This is a genomic window from Streptomyces sp. YPW6 (genome assembly GCF_018866325.1).
Taxonomy (GTDB): Bacteria; Actinomycetota; Actinomycetes; order Streptomycetales; family Streptomycetaceae; genus Streptomyces.
This window is the reverse complement of sequence record NZ_CP076457.1, coordinates 5,208,239-5,229,887: the sequence shown is the minus strand read 5'-3', so window position 1 is coordinate 5,229,887 and position 21,649 is coordinate 5,208,239. Positions and strand designations below refer to the sequence as shown.

12 protein-coding genes are annotated in these 21,649 nt (G+C 76.4%); 9 read left to right on the top strand and 3 right to left on the bottom strand.

All coding sequences use genetic code 11. The features are described from left to right. Positions 1–89: 89 nt before the first annotated feature. From KME66_RS23080 to KME66_RS23060, 5 genes are all read left to right on the top strand, one after another. Positions 90–1,205 carry a LacI family DNA-binding transcriptional regulator gene (locus tag KME66_RS23080; RefSeq protein WP_073216416.1) on the top strand — a complete coding sequence of 372 codons (1,116 nt, stop codon included), beginning with the start codon at positions 90–92 and terminating at the stop codon, positions 1,203–1,205. Positions 1,206–1,765: 560 nt separating this feature from the next. Continuing rightward, a complete protein-coding gene (locus tag KME66_RS23075) occupies positions 1,766–4,954 on the top strand; it encodes a type 2 lanthipeptide synthetase LanM family protein (protein ID WP_216325465.1) in 3,189 nt (1,062 codons plus the stop codon). 184 nt (positions 4,955–5,138) lie between these two features. Then, positions 5,139–5,336, top strand: a complete 198-nt coding sequence (locus KME66_RS23070) for a hypothetical protein (protein WP_073216411.1) — start codon at positions 5,139–5,141, stop codon at positions 5,334–5,336. 79 nt (positions 5,337–5,415) lie between these two features. Continuing rightward, the gene (locus KME66_RS23065) at positions 5,416–8,346 is read left to right on the top strand and encodes a LuxR family transcriptional regulator (RefSeq protein ID WP_216325462.1); all 2,931 of its coding nucleotides are present in this window, start codon (positions 5,416–5,418) and stop codon (positions 8,344–8,346) included. Positions 8,347–8,766: 420 nt separating this feature from the next. Further along, positions 8,767–10,698 (top strand): AfsR/SARP family transcriptional regulator, encoded by a 1,932-nt coding sequence (locus KME66_RS23060; protein WP_253208451.1) that lies wholly within the window; start codon positions 8,767–8,769, stop codon positions 10,696–10,698. A gap of 380 nt (positions 10,699–11,078) precedes the next feature. On the opposite strand, the gene lanKC is transcribed toward KME66_RS23060, so the two are convergent. From lanKC to KME66_RS23045, 3 genes are all read right to left on the bottom strand, one after another. Next, positions 11,079–13,700 (bottom strand): class III lanthionine synthetase LanKC, encoded by a 2,622-nt coding sequence (gene lanKC, locus KME66_RS23055; RefSeq protein ID WP_216325459.1) that lies wholly within the window; start codon positions 13,698–13,700, stop codon positions 11,079–11,081. A 10-nt stretch (positions 13,701–13,710) separates the two neighbouring features. Further along, complete coding sequence (locus tag KME66_RS23050) at positions 13,711–15,114, bottom strand: MFS transporter (protein WP_216325457.1); 1,404 nt, start codon at positions 15,112–15,114, stop codon at positions 13,711–13,713. A gap of 139 nt (positions 15,115–15,253) precedes the next feature. Next, a complete protein-coding gene (locus tag KME66_RS23045; protein ID WP_178378912.1) occupies positions 15,254–15,409 on the bottom strand; it encodes a hypothetical protein in 156 nt (51 codons plus the stop codon). Between the two features lie 320 nt (positions 15,410–15,729). On the opposite strand from KME66_RS23045, the gene KME66_RS23040 reads away from it, so the two are divergent. The 4 genes from KME66_RS23040 to KME66_RS23025 all read left to right on the top strand — a co-directional run bounded on the left by KME66_RS23040 (position 15,730) and on the right by KME66_RS23025 (position 21,649). Beyond that, the gene (locus KME66_RS23040) at positions 15,730–16,902 is read left to right on the top strand and encodes a radical SAM protein (protein WP_216325455.1); all 1,173 of its coding nucleotides are present in this window, start codon (positions 15,730–15,732) and stop codon (positions 16,900–16,902) included. Next, complete coding sequence (locus tag KME66_RS23035; RefSeq protein WP_216325452.1) at positions 16,899–17,624, top strand: iron-containing redox enzyme family protein; 726 nt, start codon at positions 16,899–16,901, stop codon at positions 17,622–17,624. Before KME66_RS23040 ends, KME66_RS23035 begins: the two co-directional genes overlap by 4 nt. Further along, complete coding sequence (locus KME66_RS23030) at positions 17,621–17,839, top strand: aroma-sacti cluster domain-containing protein (protein ID WP_216325450.1); 219 nt, start codon at positions 17,621–17,623, stop codon at positions 17,837–17,839. Before KME66_RS23035 ends, KME66_RS23030 begins: the two co-directional genes overlap by 4 nt. Before the next feature lie 153 nt (positions 17,840–17,992). Beyond that, positions 17,993–21,649, top strand: coding sequence for an adenylate/guanylate cyclase domain-containing protein (locus KME66_RS23025; protein ID WP_216325447.1), 3,657 nt, complete (start codon positions 17,993–17,995; stop codon positions 21,647–21,649).

Here is a 21,649-nt window from a genome sequence, read left to right as displayed (position 1 = left end):
GCAAGCGCTTTCTATCGGCAAGGACGCTAGCCTGCCGACAGCGGCCGGACAAGAGGGGGCCGCACGTGACCTCACGGAGGACAGCAGCGATGACAGTCACCCTGGCGGATGTGGCGGCCCGCGCCCGGGTGTCCCCGGCCACCGTCTCCCGCGTGCTGAACGGCAACTACCCGGTGGCGGCGTCGACCCGGGAACGGGTGCTGCGTGCGGTGGACGACCTGGACTACGTGCTCAACGGGCCCGCCAGTTCGCTCGCGGCGGCCACGTCCGACCTGGTCGGCATCCTGGTCAACGACATCGCCGACCCCTTCTTCGGGATCATGGCGGGGGCGGCACAGACGCAGATCGGCGGCCCCGGGGACGGCTCGGGCCGGGCGGGCGGCGAGAAGCTGGCCGTCATCTGCAACACCGGCGGCTCCCCGGAACGCGAACTGACCTATCTCACCCTCCTCCAGCGCCAGCGCGCCGCCGCCGTCGTCCTCACCGGCGGCGCGGTCGAGCATCCGGAGCACCAGGCCGCGATGACGGTGAAGCTGGCGAAGCTGGCGGACGCGGGCACCCGCATCGTCTTCTGCGGGCGGCCCCCGCTGCCCGAGGGGGACGCACTCGTCGCCGCCCTCACGTTCGACAACCGGGGCGGCGGCCGACGCCTGACCGAGCACCTGCTCTCGCTGGGCCACCGCAGGATCGGTTACGTCGCCGGGCCCCCGGAACGCACCACCACCCGGCACCGCCTGGAGGGGCACCGGGAGGCGCTGCGCGCGGTGGGAGCGGATGGCCTTCCGGCGGGGGGCGCTCCGGCGGCCGGTTCCGGTGACCAGGGGGCCGACGACGAGGACCGGCTCGTCGTGCACGGGCCCTACGACCGGCGTTCCGGGTACGAGGCCACCCTCGAACTCCTGCGCAGGGCACCGGACGTGACGGCGATCGTGGCCGCCAACGACACGGTGGCGCTGGGCGCGTGCGCGGCGGTACGGGACCGGGGGATGCGGATCCCGCAGGACATCTCGGTGGCGGGCTTCGACGACCTGCCGTTCTCGGTGGACGCGGTCCCGGCCCTCACGACGGTCCGGCTGCCGCTGTTCGAGGCGGGCGCCCGAGCGGGACGGCTGGCGATGGGCAAGGAGAACCCGCCGCCCGGCGGCATCGCGACCATCGCGGCCGAGCTGATGATCCGGGGGTCCACCGCCGCCCCGAGGAGCTGAGCCGGTTCACCGGGCGGGCCCTCGGGGCGGTCCGGCCGCCACCGCCGCCACCGCCGCACCCGGTGGGCGTGCGCCTGTCGCGGGTCGTGAGCCTGCCGTGGGGCATGCACCTGTCGTCGGGCCTGCACCCGTTGTGGGGTGCGCCCGCCGTGGGGCGTGAGCCTGCCGTGAGGGGGCACCTGTCGTAGGGGCGGGCACCTGCTCGTAGCGGCGACTGCGGGCCGGAGGGCGTGCACCCGCCGTAGGGCTGCGCCTGCCTGGGGGTGCGCCCGCCCTGGGGCGTGAGCCTGCCGGGGGCACCTGTCGTAGCGGCGGCTGCGGGCCGCAGGGCGTGCACCTGCCGTGGGGGATGCGCCCGCCGAGGCGCGTGCGACTGCCGTGGCGCGTGCGCCCGCCGTGGCGCGTGCGACTGCCGTGGGGCTACGCCTTCCGTGGGGCGGCTGCGGGCCGGAGGGCGAAAGATGGGGGCGACTCCCCCATGCGCCCGGCCCCCGTCCCCCGCCACGATGGTCGCGGGCGGCCCGCACGGGGCCGGCCCGGGACCGGGGAGGTGCGGTGCGATGGCGGAGAAGAACCTGATCGACAGAGGTACGAACCGCCGCCTCGCCCCCGGTGACGCCGCGCCCACCCTCGGCCCCCTCGCCCCGTTCGGGCGGGCTGCCTCGGAACCGTGGTGGCTGCCCGGTGTCGTCGGGGGCAGCACCTCCGGCGAGCCCGCCTGGGCGGTCTTCGCCCGGGAGGCCGTCGCCGCCGCCCCGCGCGATGTGGTCGTCGCCGACCGCGCGTACCCGGGGCTCAGCGGCTTCGAGCCGATCGTCGCGCCCTTCGTCGAGGCGGCCGTGGCGCGGCTCCGGGACGCGCTGCGAGGGCCAGGGCACGCGGCGAACGGCCGGGCGGCATACGGACGAACGGATGGCGGGCCGGACGCCGGAGGCCGGGCGGGGCTCGGACGAACGGCAAGCGGGCCGGGCACTGACGGCCGGGCGGCAGGCTCCCCGGGCGGCGGCCCGGAGGTGGACGGCTCCTCCCCCGTACTGGCCGATTTCCGGCGGCACTTGACCCGGCGGCTGTCCCGGATCGCGGCGCGCACGCTCGTCACCGAACTGCACGAGGCCCGTCGGCTGGGCCGGCTGAACGGCGAGGGGCCCCAGGAGCGCTTCCGGGACTTCGTCGCGCTGACCGCCCGCCGGGACGGGCTGGACCGGCTCGTCACCAGCTACCCCGTGCTCGCCCGCCTCCTGGCGACGGCCTGTCTCACCAGCGCGGACGCCTTCGCGGAGCTGGTCACACGACTCGCCGCCGACCGGCATCTGCTGGCCCCGGCAGGGGTGTTCGGGGACCGGGCAGGCTCCCCGGACGGTGCGCTGCGCACGTACGCGGGGCCGGGCGCGCTCACCGGGGTCGAGGCCGGTGCGGGCGACAGCCATCGCGGCGGCCGGTCGGTGATGCTCCTCCGGTTCGCCGACGGCACGCGGCTGGTCTACAAGCCGCGTCCGCTCGCGGCCCACCGGCACTTCAACTCCCTGGTCGAATGGTTCGGTTCACTGCCGGGCGCCCCCGGACTCCGGGTGCTGCGCATCCTGGACCGGGGGGACTACGGCTGGGCCGAGTTCGTCGAGGAGCGGCCCTGCGCATCGGAGGCGGAGACCCGGCAGTTCTACCGGCGCCAGGGTGCGCTGCTGGCCCTGCTGCACACCCTGGACGGTACGGATCTGCATCACGAGAACCTGATCGCCTGCGGCCCGCACCCGGTCCTGGTCGATGTGGAGACCCTGTTCCACCCGCCGCTGGGGCCCGCCCGCTCCGCCGACCCCGCCGCCCGCGCCCTGCACGACTCGGTCCACCGGGTGGGCCTGCTCCCCCAGTTGCTCGTCGGGGACACCACCGCGCTCGACATGTCCGCCATCGGCGGGGGCCGGGCCTCCTCCTCGCCCATCGAGACCGCCGACTGGGCGGAGGCCGGCACCGACCGGATGCGGCTGGTACGACGGGCGGGCCGGTTCACCGAGTCCGCCAACCGGCCCCGGCTCGGCACCGAGGCCGCCGACCCCTCCGCGTACACCGAGGACCTCTGCGACGGGTTCCGCGCCGGTTACACCGTGATCCACGACCACCGCAACGAACTCCTTTCCGCAGAGGGGCCGTTGCGGCGATTCGCCGAGGACGAGGTGCGCGTCGTCCCCCGCCCCACCTGGACCTACACGACCCTGCTGGACGAGTCGACCCACCCCGACCTGATGCGGGACGCCGCCGAACGGCACCAGGTCCTGTCGCTGCTGCGCACCCCGCTCCTGGGCGTGCCCGCGCTGTCCGGCGTGGAGGACGAGGAGATCGCGGAGCTGTGGTGCGGCGACGTGCCGGTGTTCGCCACCCGGCCCGGCTCCACGGAGCTGTGGAGCGGCACCGGCCGTGCGGTCGCGGGGCCGGCCCCCGACGGAGCCGCGCCCGGGGCGGACGCCCCCTCCGGTCTCGCACGCGTCGAGGCGAAGGTGCGCGCGATGGACACCGTCGACCGCCAGGACCAGGAACGGATCATCCGGACCGCCATGGTGAGCACGTCTCCCCGGCTGCCGCACCGGCCCGGTCCGGGCGGCAGGCAGAGTGCGGCGACCGCACCGGAGCCGGAGCAACTGCTCTCCGCAGCACGGTCGGTGGGCGACCAGCTCGTCTCCCTCGCCTACCGGCACGCGGGCCGGACCAACTGGATCGGGCTCGAACTGCTCGGCGAGCGCTACTGGCGGCTCACCCCGATGGCGGCGGATCTCGCGGGCGGATACACCGGTCCCGCGCTCTTCCTGGCCCAACTGGCGGCGCTCACCGGCGTGTCCCGGTACGCCGAAGCGGCCCGTGAGGCACTCGCCCCCGTCCCGGGACTGCTGGACGCCCTGCACGGGCGGGCCGACGAGCTCGGGGCCCTGGGCTCCGGCGCCTACGCGGGCCTCGGCGGCATCGCGTACACGTTGACCGAGGTCGGCACGCTGCTGGGCGACCCGGAGGTGCTGGACCTGGCCGGTCCGGCCGTCCGGCTGAGCTGCGCGGCGAACGCGGCCGAGGACGGGTACGGGGTGCGCGGCGGAGCGGCGGGCGGGCTGGTCGCGCTGCTCGCGGTCTACCACGCCACCGGCCGCCCGCAGGCCTGGTGGGGCGCAGTGCGCTGCGCCGACCGGCTCGCCGACGCCCCGGTCCCCGACACCGGGGGCTTCGCCGACGGGGCGGCCGGGATCGGCTGGGCGTTGCTGCGCCTCGTCGCGGCCGGGGGCGACGCCCGCCACCGGAGCGCCGGACTGGCGGCCCTGCGCCGGGCGACCGTGCTGACGGACTCCACGACCGCCCACGGACCCGCCTGGTGCGAAGGGGCGGCCGGAGTGGCGCTGGCGATCGCGGACAGCCCCGCCGCGCGGGAGGACCCGGAGCTGTCCGGCTGGCTGACGGCGCGCTCCGGCGAGCTGGCCGGCACCGGGCCGCTCGCCGACGACAGCCTGTGCCACGGGGAGTCCGGGCTGCTCGAACTCCTCGCCCACAGCGCCCTGCCCGCCCTCCTGCCCGACATCCGGGCCACGTGGGTACGCCGGGCCGGGACGCTCCTGGCCTCCGCGGACCGGGCCGGGCCGCAGTGCGGGACGCCCGGTGGCGTACCGCACCCGGGGCTGCTCACCGGGCTCGCGGGCATCGGGCACGGTCTGCTGCGGGCGGGGTTCCCCGACCGGATCGGCTCCGCCCTGCTCCTGGACCCTTCCCGCGCCCCCTGATCACCTGCCTTCCGGCATCCGCCACCCGGCACCCGTCCCCCGCTCCCCACGCCCGTACCAGCACCCAGTGCCGAGTACCAGCACCAAAGCACGAAGGCACGAAGGCACCAAGGCACCAAGGCACCAAGGCACCAACAACGCAGTACCCCGCTCCCATCACCGATCAGCAGAGGATGAAGCAGAGATGAAGCAGTTCGGCGAATCGGCCCTGCAGGTTTCCGGCGACATCGCTCACGAGGGCGCCCCGGAGCACCCGGCCGGGCAGATCTCCCTCGGGTCCACCGGAGGACTCGGTGCCCGCAGCAGACTTCTCAGCGCCTCGGAGGGCGAGAGCGGCTTCAGCCACGATCTGCCCTGGACCACCATGACCGCCCCCTGGTAACCAGATTCGGCCAACTCGACGAGAAATGAGCCGAATTGGCACACTGCCTCGGCAGTTGCCACTCAAGTAATCTGCGGCCATGCGAGCCACTTCGCCGGTCATCGTCGGGCGGGACGAGGAAATCGGACTGCTGAGCAGCGCCCTGGACGCCGTGCAACGGCGTTCGGGGCGCGCGCTGTTCCTCCTCGGGGAAGCCGGGATCGGAAAGTCCCGGCTGGTGGGCGAGTGCGCCTACCGGGCCTACGGGCTCGGCATGCCGGTGCTGCGCGGCCGGGCCACCTCGACCGGCCTCGTCGTGCCGTTCCGCCCGCTGGCCGAGGCGCTGGCCTCCCGGTTCCGGGCGGCCGGCACCCCCACCGACCCGGAGCTCGCCCCCTACCATCCGGCACTGGCCCGGCTGGTCCCGGAGTGGCGCAGGGCCGGGTCGCCCGGGTATCCGGAGACGGTCGTGGAGCTGGCCGAGGCGCTGCTGCGGCTGCTGTCCGTGCTGGGCAGGGAGGCGGGCTGCACGATCCTGCTGGAGGACCTGCACGACTGCGACACGGAGACCGTCGCGGTCGTCGAGTACGTCATCGACAACCTCGCCGATCTCCCCATCCTGTTCCTCGGCACCCTGCGCCCCGAGCCGGGCGCCGCCCTGGACCTCGTACGCTCCGCGGAGCGCCGGCACGTGGCCGCGGTCCGCGAGCTGCGGCCGCTCCACGACGACCAGGTGCGGGCACTCACGAGCGCCTGCCTGGACGCGGGGCCGCAGGAGATACCGGAGGCGGTGCACCGGCGGCTGGCCGAGCGCGCCGCGGGCAACCCGTACCTGCTGGAAGTGCTCCTGGCCGACCTCCTCGACACCGGCAGGCTCCGGCAGGCCGACGGGGGCTGGGAGGCGGTCGAGCAGCCGGGCGGGTCCATCCCCTCGGACATCGTGCGCAGTTGGGCCCGGAGGCTGGAACGCCTCGACGAGCCGGTACGGGACCTGCTCCTGGCCTCGGCCACGCTGGGCAGCCAGTTCTCGGTCACCGTGCTCCAGACCGTCACCGGTTTCGAGGACCGGGCCCTGTTCACGCATCTGCGCTCGGCGGTGGAGGCCGGGGTCATCGCTCCCGACGGCGCGGCCCCCGACCGCTACGCCTTCCGCCACTCGCTCACCGCCGAGGCCCTGATCTCCTCGCTCGTCCCGGCCGAGCGCGCCTCCCTGGCCCGCCGGGCCGCCGCGGCCATCGAGCACTCCGGGGAGCCGCTGGACGAGGACGGGCGGCAGCTCGTGGCCTCGCTGCGGCTGGCGGCGGGCGACCGGGCGGGCGCGGCGCGCCAGTTCGCGGAGGCCGGAAGACGGATGCTCGCTTCGGGAGCGCACGGTTCCGCCGTGGTGCTGCTGGAGCGGGCGCACCCCCTGGCCGCCGAGTCCGACCGGGCCGCCGTGGCCGAGTCGCTGGCGGTCGCACGGGCCGAGGGCGGCGATCTCGACGGCGGGCTGGCGCTGGCGGACGCGCTGCCGCCGGTTCCGGCGCGTTCCGAAGCCGCGGCCCGGCGCGGACAGTTCCACATCGACCTGGCCTGGGCGGCGGTGATGGCGGAGCGCACCGCCGATGCCGTGCTCCAGGTCGAGGCGGCCCGCGCGCTCCTCGGCCCCGCGCCGCCCCCGGGCCGCCGGGCGGCGCTCGTGGTGGTCGACGGGTATCTGGCGCTGCTGCCCGAAGCGCCCGGGAACAGGCGGCCGTACCGGGATCCGGTGGAGACCGAGCAGGCCGTCCAGAAGGCCGCCGAGACCGCCGAGGCTGAGGGGCTGCCCGTGGTCGCCTGCCAGGCCTGGCAGTTGCTGGCGCTGCTGCGGCGTGAGGAGGGGTTCGACGCGGCGGACGCCGCACTGGAGCGCATGCTGTCGCTCTCCACCGAACACGCCCTGCCGGTCTGGCGGGTGGAGGCGCTGGTGCGGCTGGGCGCGAACGCGTTCATGCGGACCGGGGACGCGTCCCGGCTGCTCTCCGCCCGGTCGGCGGCCACCGACCTGGGGGCGCTGCTGCTGACCCGTACGGTCGACGGGCTGCTCGCGATGAACGCGGTGCTGTGCGCCCGGTGGGAGGAGGCGCAGGAGATCATCGACCGATCGGCCGATGCCAGTGCCCGGGTCGGCGACCTGTCCGCCCACCGCTATCTGCTGCTGGCCGGGGCGACGATGGCCGCGCACCGGGGGCGGCGGCGGGACATGGACCGGGCACTGGCCGCGTTCCGGCGGGCCGGGGGTGAGCAGTCGCTGCTGGTACCGCTGCGGTCGGGGCTCTGCCGGGCGTTCGGGGCGCTGCTGGAGGAGGACCGGGAACGGGCGACGGCCGAGCTGGACGAGGCGCTGGCCTGGGAGCTGGACCACCCGAGCTACTACTACCTGAGCGGGCGGTACGGGCTGCGCCCGCTGCTGCGGGTGCTGGCGGGGCAGGCGGACCGGGCCGAGCTGGAGGAGGCGCGGGCGGCTCCCGGGGGCTGCCTCGCCTGGAACCGGCAGTTCCTGGAGCTGGCCGACGCGGTGCTGCTGGGCCGCACGGGGGACCCGGCCGGGGCCGCCCGGCTGGTGGCGTCCTTCGCGCGGTGCTCCGCCCCGTTCCCGGTCGCCCACCACCTGGGGCTGCGGCTGGTCGCGGACGCGGCCCGGACGGACGGGTGGGGCGAGCCGGTGGCGTGGCTGCGGACCGCCGAGGAGTTCTTCTACGGGGCCGGGGTGCAACCGGTCTCCGCCGCGTGCCGGGCGGCGCTGCGGCAGGCCGGGGCGAGCGTGGGCCAGCACCGGGGCGGCTGGGACCGGATTCCGTCGCCGCTGCGGACCAGCGGGGTGACGCCGCGTGAGTACGAGGTGTTCGTGCTGCTGCCCGAGCGTCCGGGGAACCAGCAGATCGCCCGTCGGCTGTCGATCTCGCCGCGCACGGTGGAGAAGCACATGGCCAGCCTGCTGAACAAGACCGGTCGCGCGGACCGGGCGGCGCTGTGCGAGTTCGCCGCCGAGTGCGCAGCCGAGCCGGTCTGAGGGACGGCGGGCGGGACGTACCGCGTACCCGGATCGCGCCGTGGCGGGGAGGACCTGCCGCCGTACCCGGATCGCGCCGTGGGCGGGCGGGGCGTGGCGCGTACCGCGTGGTGGGTGGGCAGGGCGTGCCGCGTACCCGGATCGCGCCGTGGCGGGCAGGACCTACCGCCGTACCCGGATCGCGCCGTGGGCGGGCGGGGCGTGGCGCGTGGCGGGTCGGCAGGACGTGGCGGGTCGTGGGCGGGCGGGGCAGGGCGTATGGGGGCCGGGGCGGGCAACATGGGGGTGCGGGGCTGTTTCGGTCGGGTGTCCGGGCGGAAAATGCGGGCGGGGCCCCGATGTGCGGGGGCCGGGACGGCAGCAGGATCAGAACTGCGCACGGTCCAGTCCGCCGCCCGTCCCCCTCCCGGAGGCCCGCTGATGACCCGACCTCCCGTCCGTACCGGCACCGCCGGTGCCGTGCACTTCTCGCTGCTCGGCCCGCTGACCGCGCGGCGGGACGGCCGCGAACTCCCGCTCGGTCCGCGCAAACAGCGCCTGGTCCTCGCCACCCTGCTGGCCCGGCCCAACACCCCCGTCCCGGTGGACGTGCTGACCGACGCGGTGTGGCCGGACGACCCGCCGCGCACCGCCCGTAAGAACCTCCAGGTGTACATCAGTGCCGCCCGCTCCCTCCTGGGCCCCGCCGGAAGCGACGGGGCGGACCGGGTGGTGCACGGCTGCGGGGGCTACCTCCTGCGCATCGCCGAGGGCGAGCTGGACACCCTGCGCTTCGGGTCGCTGGCACGCGCCGGGCGGGCGGCGGTCGGGCGGGGCGATCTGCCCGGCGCGGCCCGGCTGCTGCGCGAGGCCCTCGACCTGTGGGAGGGGCCGCCGCTGCACGATCTGCGGGACTCGGCCGGGGTCGCCGAGGAGGCGGACCGGCTGGAGGCGCGCTGTCTGACGGTGTTCGAGGACTGGACGGAGGCCGAGATCGAGTTGGGCCGGGCCGCCGTCGCGGTGGACGGGCTGCGGGATCTGGTGGAGCGCCATCCGCTGCGGGAGCGGCTGCGGGCCGCCTGGATGAACGCCCTGCACCAGTCGGGCCGGCAGGCCGAGGCGCTGGCGGTGTACGACGACTACCGGCAGCTGATGGCCCGGGAACTGGGCCTGGAGCCGAGTCCGGCGATGACGGCGCTGTACCGGTCGATGCTCGGCCGGGGGCGTGAGGCGCGGCGGCCCGCCGCCCCCCGGGAGGCGGCGGGCCCGGTGGCGCTGCCCGCCGGTACGGGGGCGTTCACCGGCCGCCGCGAAGAGCTGCGGGACCTGCTCGACGTCCTGGGCGGCGGCGAGGAGCGCGTGGTCGTCGTGTCGGGTCCGGGCGGGTCGGGGAAGTCGGCGCTGGCGGTCCGGGCGGCGCAGCTGCTCGCCGACCCGTTCCCCGACGGCCGCTTGCACGTCCGGGTGCGCGGGGAGGACGGCACGGCGCGCAGCCGGGCGGAGATCCTCACCGAGCTGGGCCGGTGGTGCGGGGTGGCCCAGGCGCGCCCGGACGTCTCCTCGGCGGCGGGTGCGGAGGTCCCCGGGACGGCCCGGGGCCTCGCGGTCCTCGCGGAGGCCTGGCAGGAGTGGCAGGCCCGGCACCGGGCGCTGGTGGTCCTGGACGACGTGCCGGACGAGGCGTCCGTGCGGGGGCTGCTGCCCCGGTCGGGGAAGTGCGCCGTACTGGTCACCGCCCGGGGGCAGTTGCCCGGACTCGCCCCGGTGCACCGGATCGCGCTGCCCGCCCTGGCGGACGGCGAGGCGCTGGAGCTGCTCGGGAAGCTGATCGGGGCCGGGCGGCTGCGGACGGACCCGGGGGCGGCGCTGCGGATCGTCCGGGCCTGCGGGGGGCTGCCGCTGGCCGTGGAGGTGAGCGGGATGCGGCTGGCGGTCCTGCGGCATCTGCCGCTGGCGGAGTACGCGGACCGGCTCGACGACCCGTCGTCCGCGCTCGACGAACTGGTGGCCGGGGACGTCTCCGTACGGCACCGGATCGCGTCCGGCTGGCAGGACCTGACGGACCGCGACCGGTGGGTGCTGGGGCGGCTGGCCGGGCTCGCCGAGGACGGGTGCTTCACCCTGGACCGGGCCACGGCCGCGCTGGGGTGCGGTGAGCGGGCGGCGATCCGGGCCGTCGAGTCGCTGATCGACGCCGGTGCGGTGACCTCACCCGCCGGGGAGGTCACCGCCCACGCCGCGCTGTACGAGGTGCCGAGGCTGCTCGGCCTGTACGCCCGCGAGCGGGAGGTTCCCGCACACCCGGCCGAACCGACCGGGCGGGAGATCCACCGCCACCCGGGGGTCCAGGTGTCCGTCCTCAGCGCGGGGTGAGCGGTACCGGCCTCCGCCCGGGGGGGGAGCGGTAGCTGCCTCCGCCCGGGGGAGCGGTAGCTGCCTCCGCCCGGAATGAGCGGCACCGCGACCGGGGTGAGCGGCACCGCGACCGGGGTGAGCAGCACCGGCCTCCGCCCGGAGTGAGCAGCACCGCAACCAGAGTGAGCGGCACCGCGACCAGGGTGAGCGGCACCGGTTGAGCCGTGCCGGCCTCGCCCCGCCCCGCCCCGCCCGGGGTGAGCGCCGCCGGCGTCAGTCCGGCGTTCGCAGCTCCGGCGTCGCCCCGGGGCGACGCCACCGGCCTCCGCCCGGGGTGAGCCGTACCGGCCTCGCCCCGGGGTGAGCCGTACCCGCGCCCGGAACGAGCAGCCCCGGCCTCAGCCCAGCGTGAGCAGTTCCAGCAGGTCGTGCGGTCCGTCGCCGGCGGGAGTCCCGCGGGAGGGTCCGCCGGCCTCCGCGCCGGACAGGAAGTGCAGGGACATCAGCAGTCCCGCCGCTCCGGTGGCCAGGTCGGCGGAGCAGCGCAGCAGCCTCGCCCCCGGCACGAGCAGCCGGTCCTCGTCGGCGACCAGGTGCCAGGACAGGTTGCGTACGGAGGCGAGGACTCCGGGAGCCGTGCGGCCCTGCGGCAGCAGGGCCCCGGCGGCGGCCATCAGCCCGGCCCGGCCGGTGAACAGGCCCGGTTCGCGGACGAACTCGAACGCGCAGCCGCGGGCGACTCCGGGCAGCAGGGCGGCCAGCTCCGGGGAGTCGCGGCGGGCCAGGTACGTCCGGGCCACCAGGGCGAACCCCCCGCTCCCCTGGTCGAGGTAGAGCAGGTGCCGCCGGCCGTCCTTCACCTGGACGGTGCCGTCCGGCATGGTCACGCAGCGGGCCGCCTCCGCCGCCAGGGCCCGGCCCGCGGCCGCCAGGAACTGCTCGTCGCCGGTCAGGGCGTGCAGTTCGAGGTGGAGCAGCGCCGCGCCGCTCAGCCCGCGCAGCAGCCCCGCCGACGCGGGCGCGCGCAGCCCCGGCACGGACTCGCCCCGCGCCAGCCGGTCCAGGTCGTGGGCGGTTCGGGCTGCGGCGTCGACGAGGTCGTGGTCGATCTTGGCGTCGCCGCACGCGTCCCCCGCGCGGTCCGTCCGGGCCAGGCGCAGCGCGGCGAGCGCGACGCCCGCCCGGCCGTTCAGCAGGTCGGCCGAGGCGGACGGGGGCGCGGCGGCGGACCGTTCGTAGAGTTCCCGGCCCTCCTCCCGGCGGCCCAGCGCGGACAGCACCACCGCGGTGCCCGGCAGCCCGTCGTAGAGGCCGCCCGGCGCCGCGGGGTCCCGTCGGCGGGCGGCGTCGGCGAGCCAGTCGATCCAGCCGGCCGGCACCGGGGCCCCGGTGCGGTGCAGGGCGTGGAGCACCCCGGCCGCCCCGTGCGCGACGTCGCTCCCGCCGGTCGTGAAGACCTCGGGGTCCCCGGGGAAGAGCCGGTCGGCACGCTCGGGCGTCGCCCCCGCGTGGATGCCCCGCAGCAGCCGCCCCCGCAGCCCGGCCCAGTCCGGCTCGGGGCCTTCGAGCAGCGCGGCGGTCTCCTCCTCGTGGCCGGCGGCGTCTTCCGCGGCCCGCAGCGCCGCGGGCCGGCGCGGTCCCGCCGCGGCGTCGAGGCCGTACCGCCGTCGGGCCCACCGTTCCAGGGTGAGCGCCTTGGCCCGGTCGTGGCCGGCCATCTCCATGATGGGCATCAGCATGTAGAGCCAGGTGGCCCAGAGCGCGTAGGCGTCGGCCTCCATGCCGATGGTCCCGGCGGGCGCCTGGAGTCCCGGGGCTCCCGCCACCGGGGTGTCCGGGTCGTCGAGGGCGGTGGCGTACTCGAAGTCGATCAGGGCCACGCGGCCGTCCGGACGGATGATGATGTTGGAGGGGTGGAGGTCGCCGAAGCGCAGTCCGCGCCCGTGGACGGCGTCCAGCGCCTGCGTGAGCCGCTCGGTCACCGACTCCACCCAGGCGGTGTACGCGGCGAGTTCGGCTTTCGTGCCGGTGCTGTGGAGCAGGGCGAAGCGGCCGACGATCTCCTCCAGGAGGGTGACCCCCTCGATGTGCTCCTCGATCAGGAAGTGGTGCTCCCAGACCGTCCGTACTCCGTACACCTCGGGAACGCAGTCCAGCCCGGCCAGCGCGGTCAGGGCCCGGTGCTCGCGGTGCAGCCGCGTCACCGCGTCGTCGCCCGCCTCGTCCAGCCCGCTGTGCGGCCGGGCCTCGCGGAGCACCACCTGCCGGCCGGTCTCCCGGTGCCGGGCCAGGTAGATGCCGCCCGCGTTGGAGAACTGCAGGGACTCGGTCACCTCGTAGGGGAAGGCGGCGTCCCCGGCGGCGGCGCGGGCCGCCAGGTGCGGACGCAGCGCGTCGGGCACGGTGACCCACGGCGGGACCCGGAACACCACCCCGCGCTCGTCGGGCACCAGTTCGCCGGAGGAATCGCGCAGGGCCAGCACCCGTTCGCCGTTCTCGTCGGTGCACCAGAGGGAGACGAACGCCCCGTACCGGACGTACACCGGGGCGTCGCCGATCCGCAGGTCGCTGAGGATGTAGGGGCCGCGGCGGCCGGCGAGGGCGCGGGTCAGCTCGTCCAGCACCCGCAGGAAGACGCTCTCGTTGGGCGGGTAGACCGTGATGAACTTCCCGGCGCCGGAACGGGCCATGTACTTGCCGGACATCAGCAGGAGCGCCCGCTCGCTGCGGAGGAACTTGAACGGCACGCCGTGGGCCCGGCAGATCCGGGCGGTGTCGCGAAGGGTCTCCTCGGCCTCCTCCGGGACGGTGGAGACGTGGATCTTCCAGCCCTGCCCGGCCGGTTCGCGGCCCTCGGGCAGCAGGGAGGTCCACAGGCCGCCGGCGACCCGCCGCCAGCCGTCGCCGGGCGGTTCGGAGTCCAGCGGGTAGCGGGTACCGGCGTCCTGGAGCCGGGCGGGGGTGTCGTAGTACGTACGGTCGGCGAGGCAGTAGAGCTGGGTCTGCTGAAGACCGGGCACGGGTTCCTCCTCAGGGGGTGCCGGGACCCGCGGCGCCGGAGCCCGGCCCGGCCGTGGCCCGGCCCGGATCGGCTGCCGGGCGGGTGCGTGCGGTTGCGGCCGGCTCCGGGTCCGAGCCTTCGGGCGGCTGCGGCGCCACCGTCTCCTGCGCCGCCTCCGGTGCTCCGGTCCCCTTCGGCTCCCCGGCCGCCGCCTGCGGCTTCTCCCGCGACGCGCCCGCCCCGGCGCGGACGGAGGGGGCGAGCGTCACCACGGCGGCCGAGACGCCCAGCACGCAGCCGATCACGCCGAAGGCGGCGCTGCCGCCCAGCGTGGTCAGCAGGAGTCCGCCGGCGAGCGGTCCGAAGGGCTGGACGATCGAGGAGAGGAAGCCGGCGGCACTCTGCACCCGGCCGATCCGATCCTCGGGAGTGACGACCAGCAGGGTGGCGAGGAAGCCGATGCTGGCGACCGTCGAGAGGCACATGCAGAGCGCGCAGAGCAGTCCGGCGATCACCGGGCTGCTGAGCCAGGCCAGTACGGCGGCCGTCCCCACGCAGCTCCAGCAGGTGGTGACCACGAGCGCGCGGACGTGGCGCTCCGCCGCGAACCGGGGTGCGATCAGCGCGCCGACGAGGGCGCCCGCCGAGACGCAGGTGATGACGAAGCCGCCGCCCAGGCCGGAGCGCCCGCTGTCGGAGAAGACGGCGAGGGCCGTGAAGGTGAGGGCGCCGAACGAGAAATTCATGCCCAACCCGAACACGAGCAGCACGGTGCGCAGGTAGGGAAGCCGCCACAGGAAGGAGAGCCCCGCGGTGAGTTCCCGGCGGCTGAACACGGAACCCGCCCGGGACCTGGCCTGCGAGCGGGTGCGCACGAGCGCCACGCAGAGGGTGGAGAGGAACAGTCCGAGGAACTGGGCGGTGAAGGGCAGGGCCGGGTGCACGCCGAACAACGCGCCGCCGACGAGCGGGCCGACCAGCCGGGCGGTGGCGGTGCGCGCCTGGAGCCGGGCGGTCGCCGTGCTCATCTGGTCCGGCGGCACGACCGCGCGCATCAGGCCGAACGCCGCGGGGGCGTAGACGCTGTTGAGGACGGCGCCGGAGGTCGCGACGAGCAGGACGAGGGCCATCGGGGCGTGCCCGTTCCACACGGCGACGGCCAGAGCGGTGACGGCCGCCAGGCTGCCCGCGTCGCACAGCCGCATGAGCCGGCGGCGTTCGACCCGGTCGGCCATGACCCCGCCCGGCAGCATCGTGATGAGCACGGCGCAGACGGCCACCGTTCCCACCGCCCCGGCCCGCACGGCGGAGCCGGTCTCCTTGAGGATCAGCAGGGGCAGCGCGACGGCGGTCATCTGGCCGCCCAGGGCGGCGAAGAGGCCGCTCAGCCAGAGCAGCCGGAAATCCCGGTTGGAACGGAGCGGCTCGGCCATCGGGGCTCCTGTCGTGGCGTGCTCGTCGAGTACGTGGGACGGGGCGGCCTCCGTGGTGCGCGGAGGCCGCCCCGGCTTCGGCCGGCGTCACGGCCGGGCACGCCCGCCCGAGCCGGATCCGACCGCGTGGTCCGTCCGGTCAGCCCAGGACGAGGGACACGGTGCTGACGCAGTTCCCGGGGGGCTCGACGATGTCGTGGTTGTTGGCCGTCTCCTGGAGGTCCAGCACGGAGTGCGCCTCGACCTCGGCGTCCTCGTTGGTCCCGTCGTCGGCCGGCTTGGTGTTCTCGGACATGGTGGTCTCCATCCACGTGTCACTGCGGGACCGGAACGCCCGGGGGATTGCCTCCGGTGTCCGGTGCGACGGGCCGGTGCCTGCCGTTGCCGAGAACGTTAGGAAGCCGGGCCTGGCCATCGCTTCGCCGCCGGTATGACATCGGTATCGCCCCGGCTCGCGGCGGCCCGCACGCCCCCGGCGGGATCGGCCGGCCCCCCGGAACCTGCTGCGACCTGGGCCCATACCGCTGTCGAAGCGCCTTCGGACCGTCCTCGAACCGGCCGCCCGCAGCCTGGGTACGCGCCCGACGCGCCCCGGCCCCGAAGGAGGCGGCCCGCATGGAACTCGCCGAACTCGTCGCACGGCGGCCCTTCCCCGCCGCAGGTCTGCTGCTCGGTCTCACCCGGCGGTGCCCGCTGAGCTGCGCGCACTGCTCGACCGGGTCGGACCTGTTCACCCGCGAGGAGCCGGACGCCGGTCATCTGGAGCGCTTCGTGGGCTCGTTCACGACGGAGAACCGGCCGGACGTGGTCATGCTCACCGGCGGGGAGCCGCTGCTGCGGCCCGCGCTCGCCGAACGGCTGAGCACCCTGGCACGGGGCGCCGGATCGCGTACGGCACTGCTCAGCGGCATGTTCTTCGCCCGAAGCGGGGGCGGCCGGAGCGGGGGTGCACGCGGCGGCCGGAGCGGGGGTGTGCGCGGCGGCCGGGGCGGACGCCGTGGAGCGATTCCGCCCGCCGTCCTGCGCGCCATCCGCTCCGTCGACCACTTCTCGGCCTCCCTCGACGTCCACCACGAACGCGAGGTGTCGCGGGCCGACGTGTTCCGTGCCCTGCACCTCGTCCGGGAGGAGGGGGTGGCCGTGAGCCTCCACCTCACCGGGACGGGCGGGTCGGACCCGTATCTCGCCGATCTGACACGGGCGGTGGAGAAGGAGTTCGGCGGCCGGGTGCCGTGCCTGGTCAACGAGGTGCGGCCGTTCGGCCGGGCCGCTTCCTGGGCGCGGGCGGCCCGCACCGGCCCCGACCCCGAGGCGGCGTCCCCGTGCGCGATGGCGGCCTGGCCGGTGGTCGCCTTCGACGGCCGGGTGCTGGCCTGCTGCAACCAGGACGCCGTGGACCGCCGCCCCGCTCCGGCCCATCTGGACCTCGGCCACATCGCGGAGGACGACTGGGCGACCGTGCGCCGCCGGGCGCTGGAATCCCCGGTGCTGCGCATGCTCCGCACGGTCGGGCCGGCTCATCTGGCCGCCCGGTTCGGCTCCGGCCCCCGGCCGGGCTCCTACTGCGACGGGTGCCGGGCGCTGGGCGGTGACGCGGCGGTGGCGGCCGGGGCGCAGGCGGTCGCGGGCGGCGCGGCCGGGGAGCTGCTGGACCTGACGGCCGCGATGCGCGGTTCCCGGGAGGGGGCGCAGGGCGTCGTGCGCCGCCACGGCTGCGCGGCGTACGCGCCGTTGGTCGTCGCGGGCGGGCCGGCCCTGCCGGAGGCCGGCGAACGGGACATCCGGTGAGCGCCGGGACCTCTGCCCGGCTGCGGACCAAACTCCTCCTGCTGGAGCCGGAGTTCCGGGGCGCGACGCACCAGATGTGGCGTGCCGAGGGGCTGTTGCCGCGCTACCGGACGTATCTGTGCACCATGCACGCCGTCATCCGGGCCTCCGTCCCGCTCATGGAGCTGGCTCTCGACCGCCTCCGGCCCCGGGCCGCTGCCGGTGATCCGCTCGCGGCGCCGGTCGCCGCGTATCTGGCGGAGCACATCCGGGAGGAGGAGGGGCACGACGCCTGGCTGCTGGAGGACCTCCGGGCGGCGGGCGGCACGCCCGGGGACGCGCTCGGGCCGTTTCCCTCTCCGCTGGTCGCCTCGCTCGTCGGGTCCCAGTACTACTGGATCGAGCACCACCACCCGGTCGCCCTGCTGGGCTACATCGCCGTACTGGAGGGCTACGCGCCCGCCCCCGGCCTGACCGACCGCATCGCCCGGCGCACCGGGCTGCCCGCCGCGGCGCTGCGGACCGTACGGGAGCACGCCGCGCTCGACACGGAGCACCTGGACGAGTTGTACGCGCTGCTGGACCGGCTGCCGCTCGGCCGGGACCGGGAAGCGGCCGTGGCGGTCAGCGCCCTGCACTCCCTCGACGCGCTCACCCGGCTGTTCGTCCGGCTCGGGCGCTCCGCGCCGGCGCCGTCGCCGCGGGGAGCCGGACTCGTCTCACCGATGGGAGTCACATCATGACCGGACCACCCGAGTACGGCGAACGGCCTTCGCTGCCCGACGCGTTGTACGAGGCGGGCTTCCCCGTCGACCTGCTCACCGAGGAGCAGCGCGAGGTGCTGAGCGGGCTGACCGAGGAGGAACTGGCGCTGCTGCTCGATGTGAAAAGCCGGCTGGACGCCGTGGGGCCGGAGGTGCAGGCGCACGGCGAGATCGCCGGGGGCGCGCTGTTCTGACCCCGGACCGACCCGGTTCCGACCGGTCTGCGGTGCGGGCCCGGCGCGGCGATCACCGCCGCCGGGCCCGCACCCGCCCGACATCGCCAAGAGCCCGACCTCCCGGAGAGCCCAACGTCCCGGAGCCCGGCATCCCGGAGAGAAGGACCCGTCATGAACTGCCTCTCGTGCCAGCAGGACCTGCCGCCGACGGCCCGGTTCTGCTCGTCCTGCGGGACGCCGTGCGCGACCGCCCAGGAGGCGGCGGCCGGCCCCGCCGCCGCGGCCGGGCCGGGCGCCGACGCTCCCCCGCCCGGTGACGAACGCAAGCCGGTGACCGTGCTGTTCTGCGATCTCGTCGGGTCCACCGCCCTGTCCGGCGTGCTGGACCCGGAGACGCTGCGCACGGTGACCCTGCGGTACTTCGAGGCGATGAGCGCGGAGATCGTGGCACGGGGCGGCACCCCGGAGAAGTTCATCGGGGACGCGGTGATGGCGGTGTTCGGCGTCCCGGTGGTGCGGGACGACGACGCCCGCCGGGCGCTGGCGGCGGCGCTCGGGATGCGCCGGGCGCTGGCCCGGCTGAACGAGGAGCTGGCCGCCACCCTCGGTATCGAGCTGGCCATCCGGATCGGAGTCAACACCGGTCAGGTGGTGGCCGGTTCGGACCGGACCGCCCGGCAGGCGCTGGTCTCCGGGGAGACCGTGAACATCGCCGCCCGGCTGGAGCAGAACGCCGGCCGGGGCGAGATCCTGATCGGTCCCGGGACCCTGCTCGCCGCCGGTCCGACGGTGAAGGCCGAGCCGACCGGGCCGCTGCGGCTGAAGGGCAAGCGGGACAGCGTCGAGGCCCACCGGCTGCTCGCGCTGGGCGCGGACGACCCCGAACTGCTGCGCCGCTTCGACGTCCCCTTCGTCGGGCGGGACGCCGAGCGGCGGGCGCTGGACGCCGCACTGGCACGGGCGGTGCGCCGGGACGCGGCCGAACTGCTGCGGGTCACCGGGGAGGCGGGGATCGGCAAGACCCGGCTGGTACGGGAGTGGCTCGCGGGGCGTTCGGCGTCCGGCGGGCTCGCGTACGGCGCGGGGCGGTGCCGCAGTTACGGGGACCACGGCACCCTCGCGCCGCTGGCCGACGCGGTGCGTTCCCTGCTGGCCGCGACGGACCCCGCCGGGACAGGCGCCGAGGGCACGCGGGAGGCGGCCGAGGGGCTGGCGGTCGACGACGCGATGGCCTTGCTGTCCGGGGGTCTGCTGAGTGACGGTACGCCGAACGCTCCCTTCGAGGACATGTGCGCGGCGCTGGCGACGGTCCTGGAGCGGGTGGCCCGCGCCCGCCCGGCCGTCCTGGTGCTGGACGACTGGCACGCGGCGGCCCCCCTGCTGGTCCGCACGGTGCACCGGCTGACGGACGGCTCGGGGTGCGGGGGCGTGCTGGTGCTCTGCGCCGGGCGGCCGGACGGGCCGGGCGAGGACGGCGACCCGCCCGCCGGTGCGGGGCCGCTGCTCCAGCTCACCGGGCTGCCGTACGAGGAGGCGGCCCGGCTCGCCTCGCTTCTCGCCGGTCCTGGCGGCGGGCCGCCCCCGTCCGGCGACCGGCTCACGGCGCAGGGCGCTGCCGCACACCCCGACGACGGCGACCCGTCGGACGACGGCGACCCGTCGGACGACGGCTTCCGGTCGGACGGCGGCGGCCGGTCGGACGGCGGCGGCCGGTCGGGCGACCACGCTCCGACGGACGCTCACGCCCGGCCCGGCCACCCCACCCCTGCGGACGCTCATGCTCTGCCCGGCGACCACGCGCCTGTGGACGCTCACGCCCGGCCCGGCAGCGCCGTGCGCTCCGGCGACGACGTCCCGCCCCACGGCGACGCCCGCTCCCACGGCGACGCCCGCTCCCCCGGCGACGCTCCGGCTCAGCCCGGCGACACCCACGCTCGGCCCGGTGGGCACCTGCCGCCCGGCGACGACGTGCTCCTGGCGCGGGCCGGGGGCAACCCGCTCTACCTGGAGCAGCTCCTGGTCGGCGGCCGGGCGGAGCCCGGGGGCGGAGTGGCCGGCGAGGATCTGCCGCCCACGCTCCAGGCCCTCCTGGGCGCGCGGATCGGCGCGCTGGCCCGCGCGGAGCGCGAGGTGGTGGACCTGGCCGCCGTGATCGGCCGGGAGTTCACCGCATCGGAACTGATCCGGCTCCAGTCGTCCGTACGGGGCACGGAGGGCCACGGGAGCGCAGCGCCCGCCGGAACACACCCGGCCGCCCGCACCGGCACGCACGCGGGCGGCCCGGAGGCGCCGGCCCCCGACCAGCAGCGGCGCGTCACCGAGGCGTTGGCGGCCCTGGCCCGCCGCCGGCTGGTCGAGTCGGGCCCGTCGGGACAAGGGGCGGCAGCGGCGCACCGCTTCAGCAGCGGACTCGTGCACGAAGTCGCGTACGCCTCGCTCTCCAAACGGGCCAAGGCCGAACGCCACGCCTGGGCGGCCGAGTTGCCGAGCGTGCTGCGCAGCGGTGACGGTGCGGTCGGCGGCCACCTGGAGCGGGCCTACCGCTATCGTGCGGAGCTGGGCCTGCTGGACGACCGGGCCCGGCGGCTGCGCGACCGGGCCGCCGCGGCACTGGGCCGGGCCGGGGCGCAGGCCGCCTCCCGGTCCGACCTGCACTGGGCGCACGGCCTGCTGGAGCGGGCGGTGGACCTGCGCCCCGGTGACCCGGCGGCGACCCGGCGGCTGGGCGAACTGCGGGTGGCGCTCGGCCGCGCCGCCGAGGGCGCCGAACTGCTCCTCCAGGTACGGGACACGGCCGACGACCCGGTGGAGGCCGCGCACGCCCGCCTCGCGCTCGCGGTGCTGAACCCGGACGGGCCCGGACCCGGCCCCGCCGCCGTGGCCCGGACCGTGCTCCCGGTGTTCGAGGCGGCCGGGGACTCGGTCGGCCGGGCGCGGGCCCATCTGCGGCTCGCCCAGCAGTTCCAGCGGTCCGGACGGCACGAGGAGGCGGAGCGGGACCAGGCGCGGGCCCTGGAGCACGCCGTACTGGCCGGCGCGGAGCCGGAACGGGCCGGGGCGCTCGGCGCGATCGGCATCTCCCTGTGGCGCGGGCCGGTCCCGGTGCCCGCGGCGGTGATCCGCTGCCGGACCCTGCTGGCGACGCACGGCGCGGGCCGCCCCACGGTCCGGGTCACCCTCAACTGCCCCCTGGCGGTGCTGTACGCGCTCCAGGACGCGACCGAGGACGCGTACGGCTGCCTGGCCGAGGCGGAGCGGCTGGCCCGGAGGCTGGGGTTCGCCGAGGCGGAGGTCTTCCTGCCGATGTTCCGGGCGACGGTGGAGGCGCTGTCCGGCCGGAGTGCCGCAGCGCTGGACCTGCTCGGTCGGGCGGACGCGGCGGCCCGGCGTACGGGGGCGGCCGGGATGCGGACGGCAGTGGCGCTGGACGCGGCCCGTCTGGAGCTGGACGAGGGCCGGGAGGACCGGGCGGCCGAACGGCTGGCGGGCGTCGGTGACGCGCCGGGGCTGAGCCGGGCGGACGCGGTGGACCTGGCGGGGCTGCGGGCCCGCCTGACGGCACGGGACCGGCCCGAGGAGGCGGCCGGATACGCGGAGCAGGCCGTGCGGGCGTCGCTGCTCACCGATTCCCCGCTGGTGCAGGCGACGGCCGAGCTGGACCGGGCGCACACGCTCGCCGCCCTGGGCCGGCTTCCGGAGGCCACGGCGTCGGCCGGGGCGGCCGCAGTGCACTTCACCGGCAAGGGACATCTGCCGGGATTCCGCCGGGTCTCCGGGTTCCTCGCGCACCCGCCCCTGCCGATGGCCACGACGAGGGAGAGGAGCTGA

What these genes read in the sequence shown, in the direction of transcription:
- KME66_RS23080 (WP_073216416.1), top strand. Translation starts at nt 90, where the DNA reads ATGACAGTCACCCTGGCGGATGTGGCGGCCCGCGCCCGGGTGTCCCCG.
- KME66_RS23075 (WP_216325465.1), top strand. Translation starts at nt 1,766, where the DNA reads ATGGCGGAGAAGAACCTGATCGACAGAGGTACGAACCGCCGCCTCGCC.
- KME66_RS23070 (WP_073216411.1), top strand. Translation starts at nt 5,139, where the DNA reads ATGAAGCAGTTCGGCGAATCGGCCCTGCAGGTTTCCGGCGACATCGCT.
- KME66_RS23065 (WP_216325462.1), top strand. Translation starts at nt 5,416, where the DNA reads ATGCGAGCCACTTCGCCGGTCATCGTCGGGCGGGACGAGGAAATCGGA.
- KME66_RS23060 (WP_253208451.1), top strand. Translation starts at nt 8,767, where the DNA reads ATGACCCGACCTCCCGTCCGTACCGGCACCGCCGGTGCCGTGCACTTC.
- KME66_RS23050 (WP_216325457.1), bottom strand. Translation starts at nt 15,114, where the DNA reads ATGGCCGAGCCGCTCCGTTCCAACCGGGATTTCCGGCTGCTCTGGCTG.
- KME66_RS23045 (WP_178378912.1), bottom strand. Translation starts at nt 15,409, where the DNA reads ATGTCCGAGAACACCAAGCCGGCCGACGACGGGACCAACGAGGACGCC.
- KME66_RS23040 (WP_216325455.1), top strand. Translation starts at nt 15,730, where the DNA reads ATGGAACTCGCCGAACTCGTCGCACGGCGGCCCTTCCCCGCCGCAGGT.
- KME66_RS23030 (WP_216325450.1), top strand. Translation starts at nt 17,621, where the DNA reads ATGACCGGACCACCCGAGTACGGCGAACGGCCTTCGCTGCCCGACGCG.
- KME66_RS23025 (WP_216325447.1), top strand. Translation starts at nt 17,993, where the DNA reads ATGAACTGCCTCTCGTGCCAGCAGGACCTGCCGCCGACGGCCCGGTTC.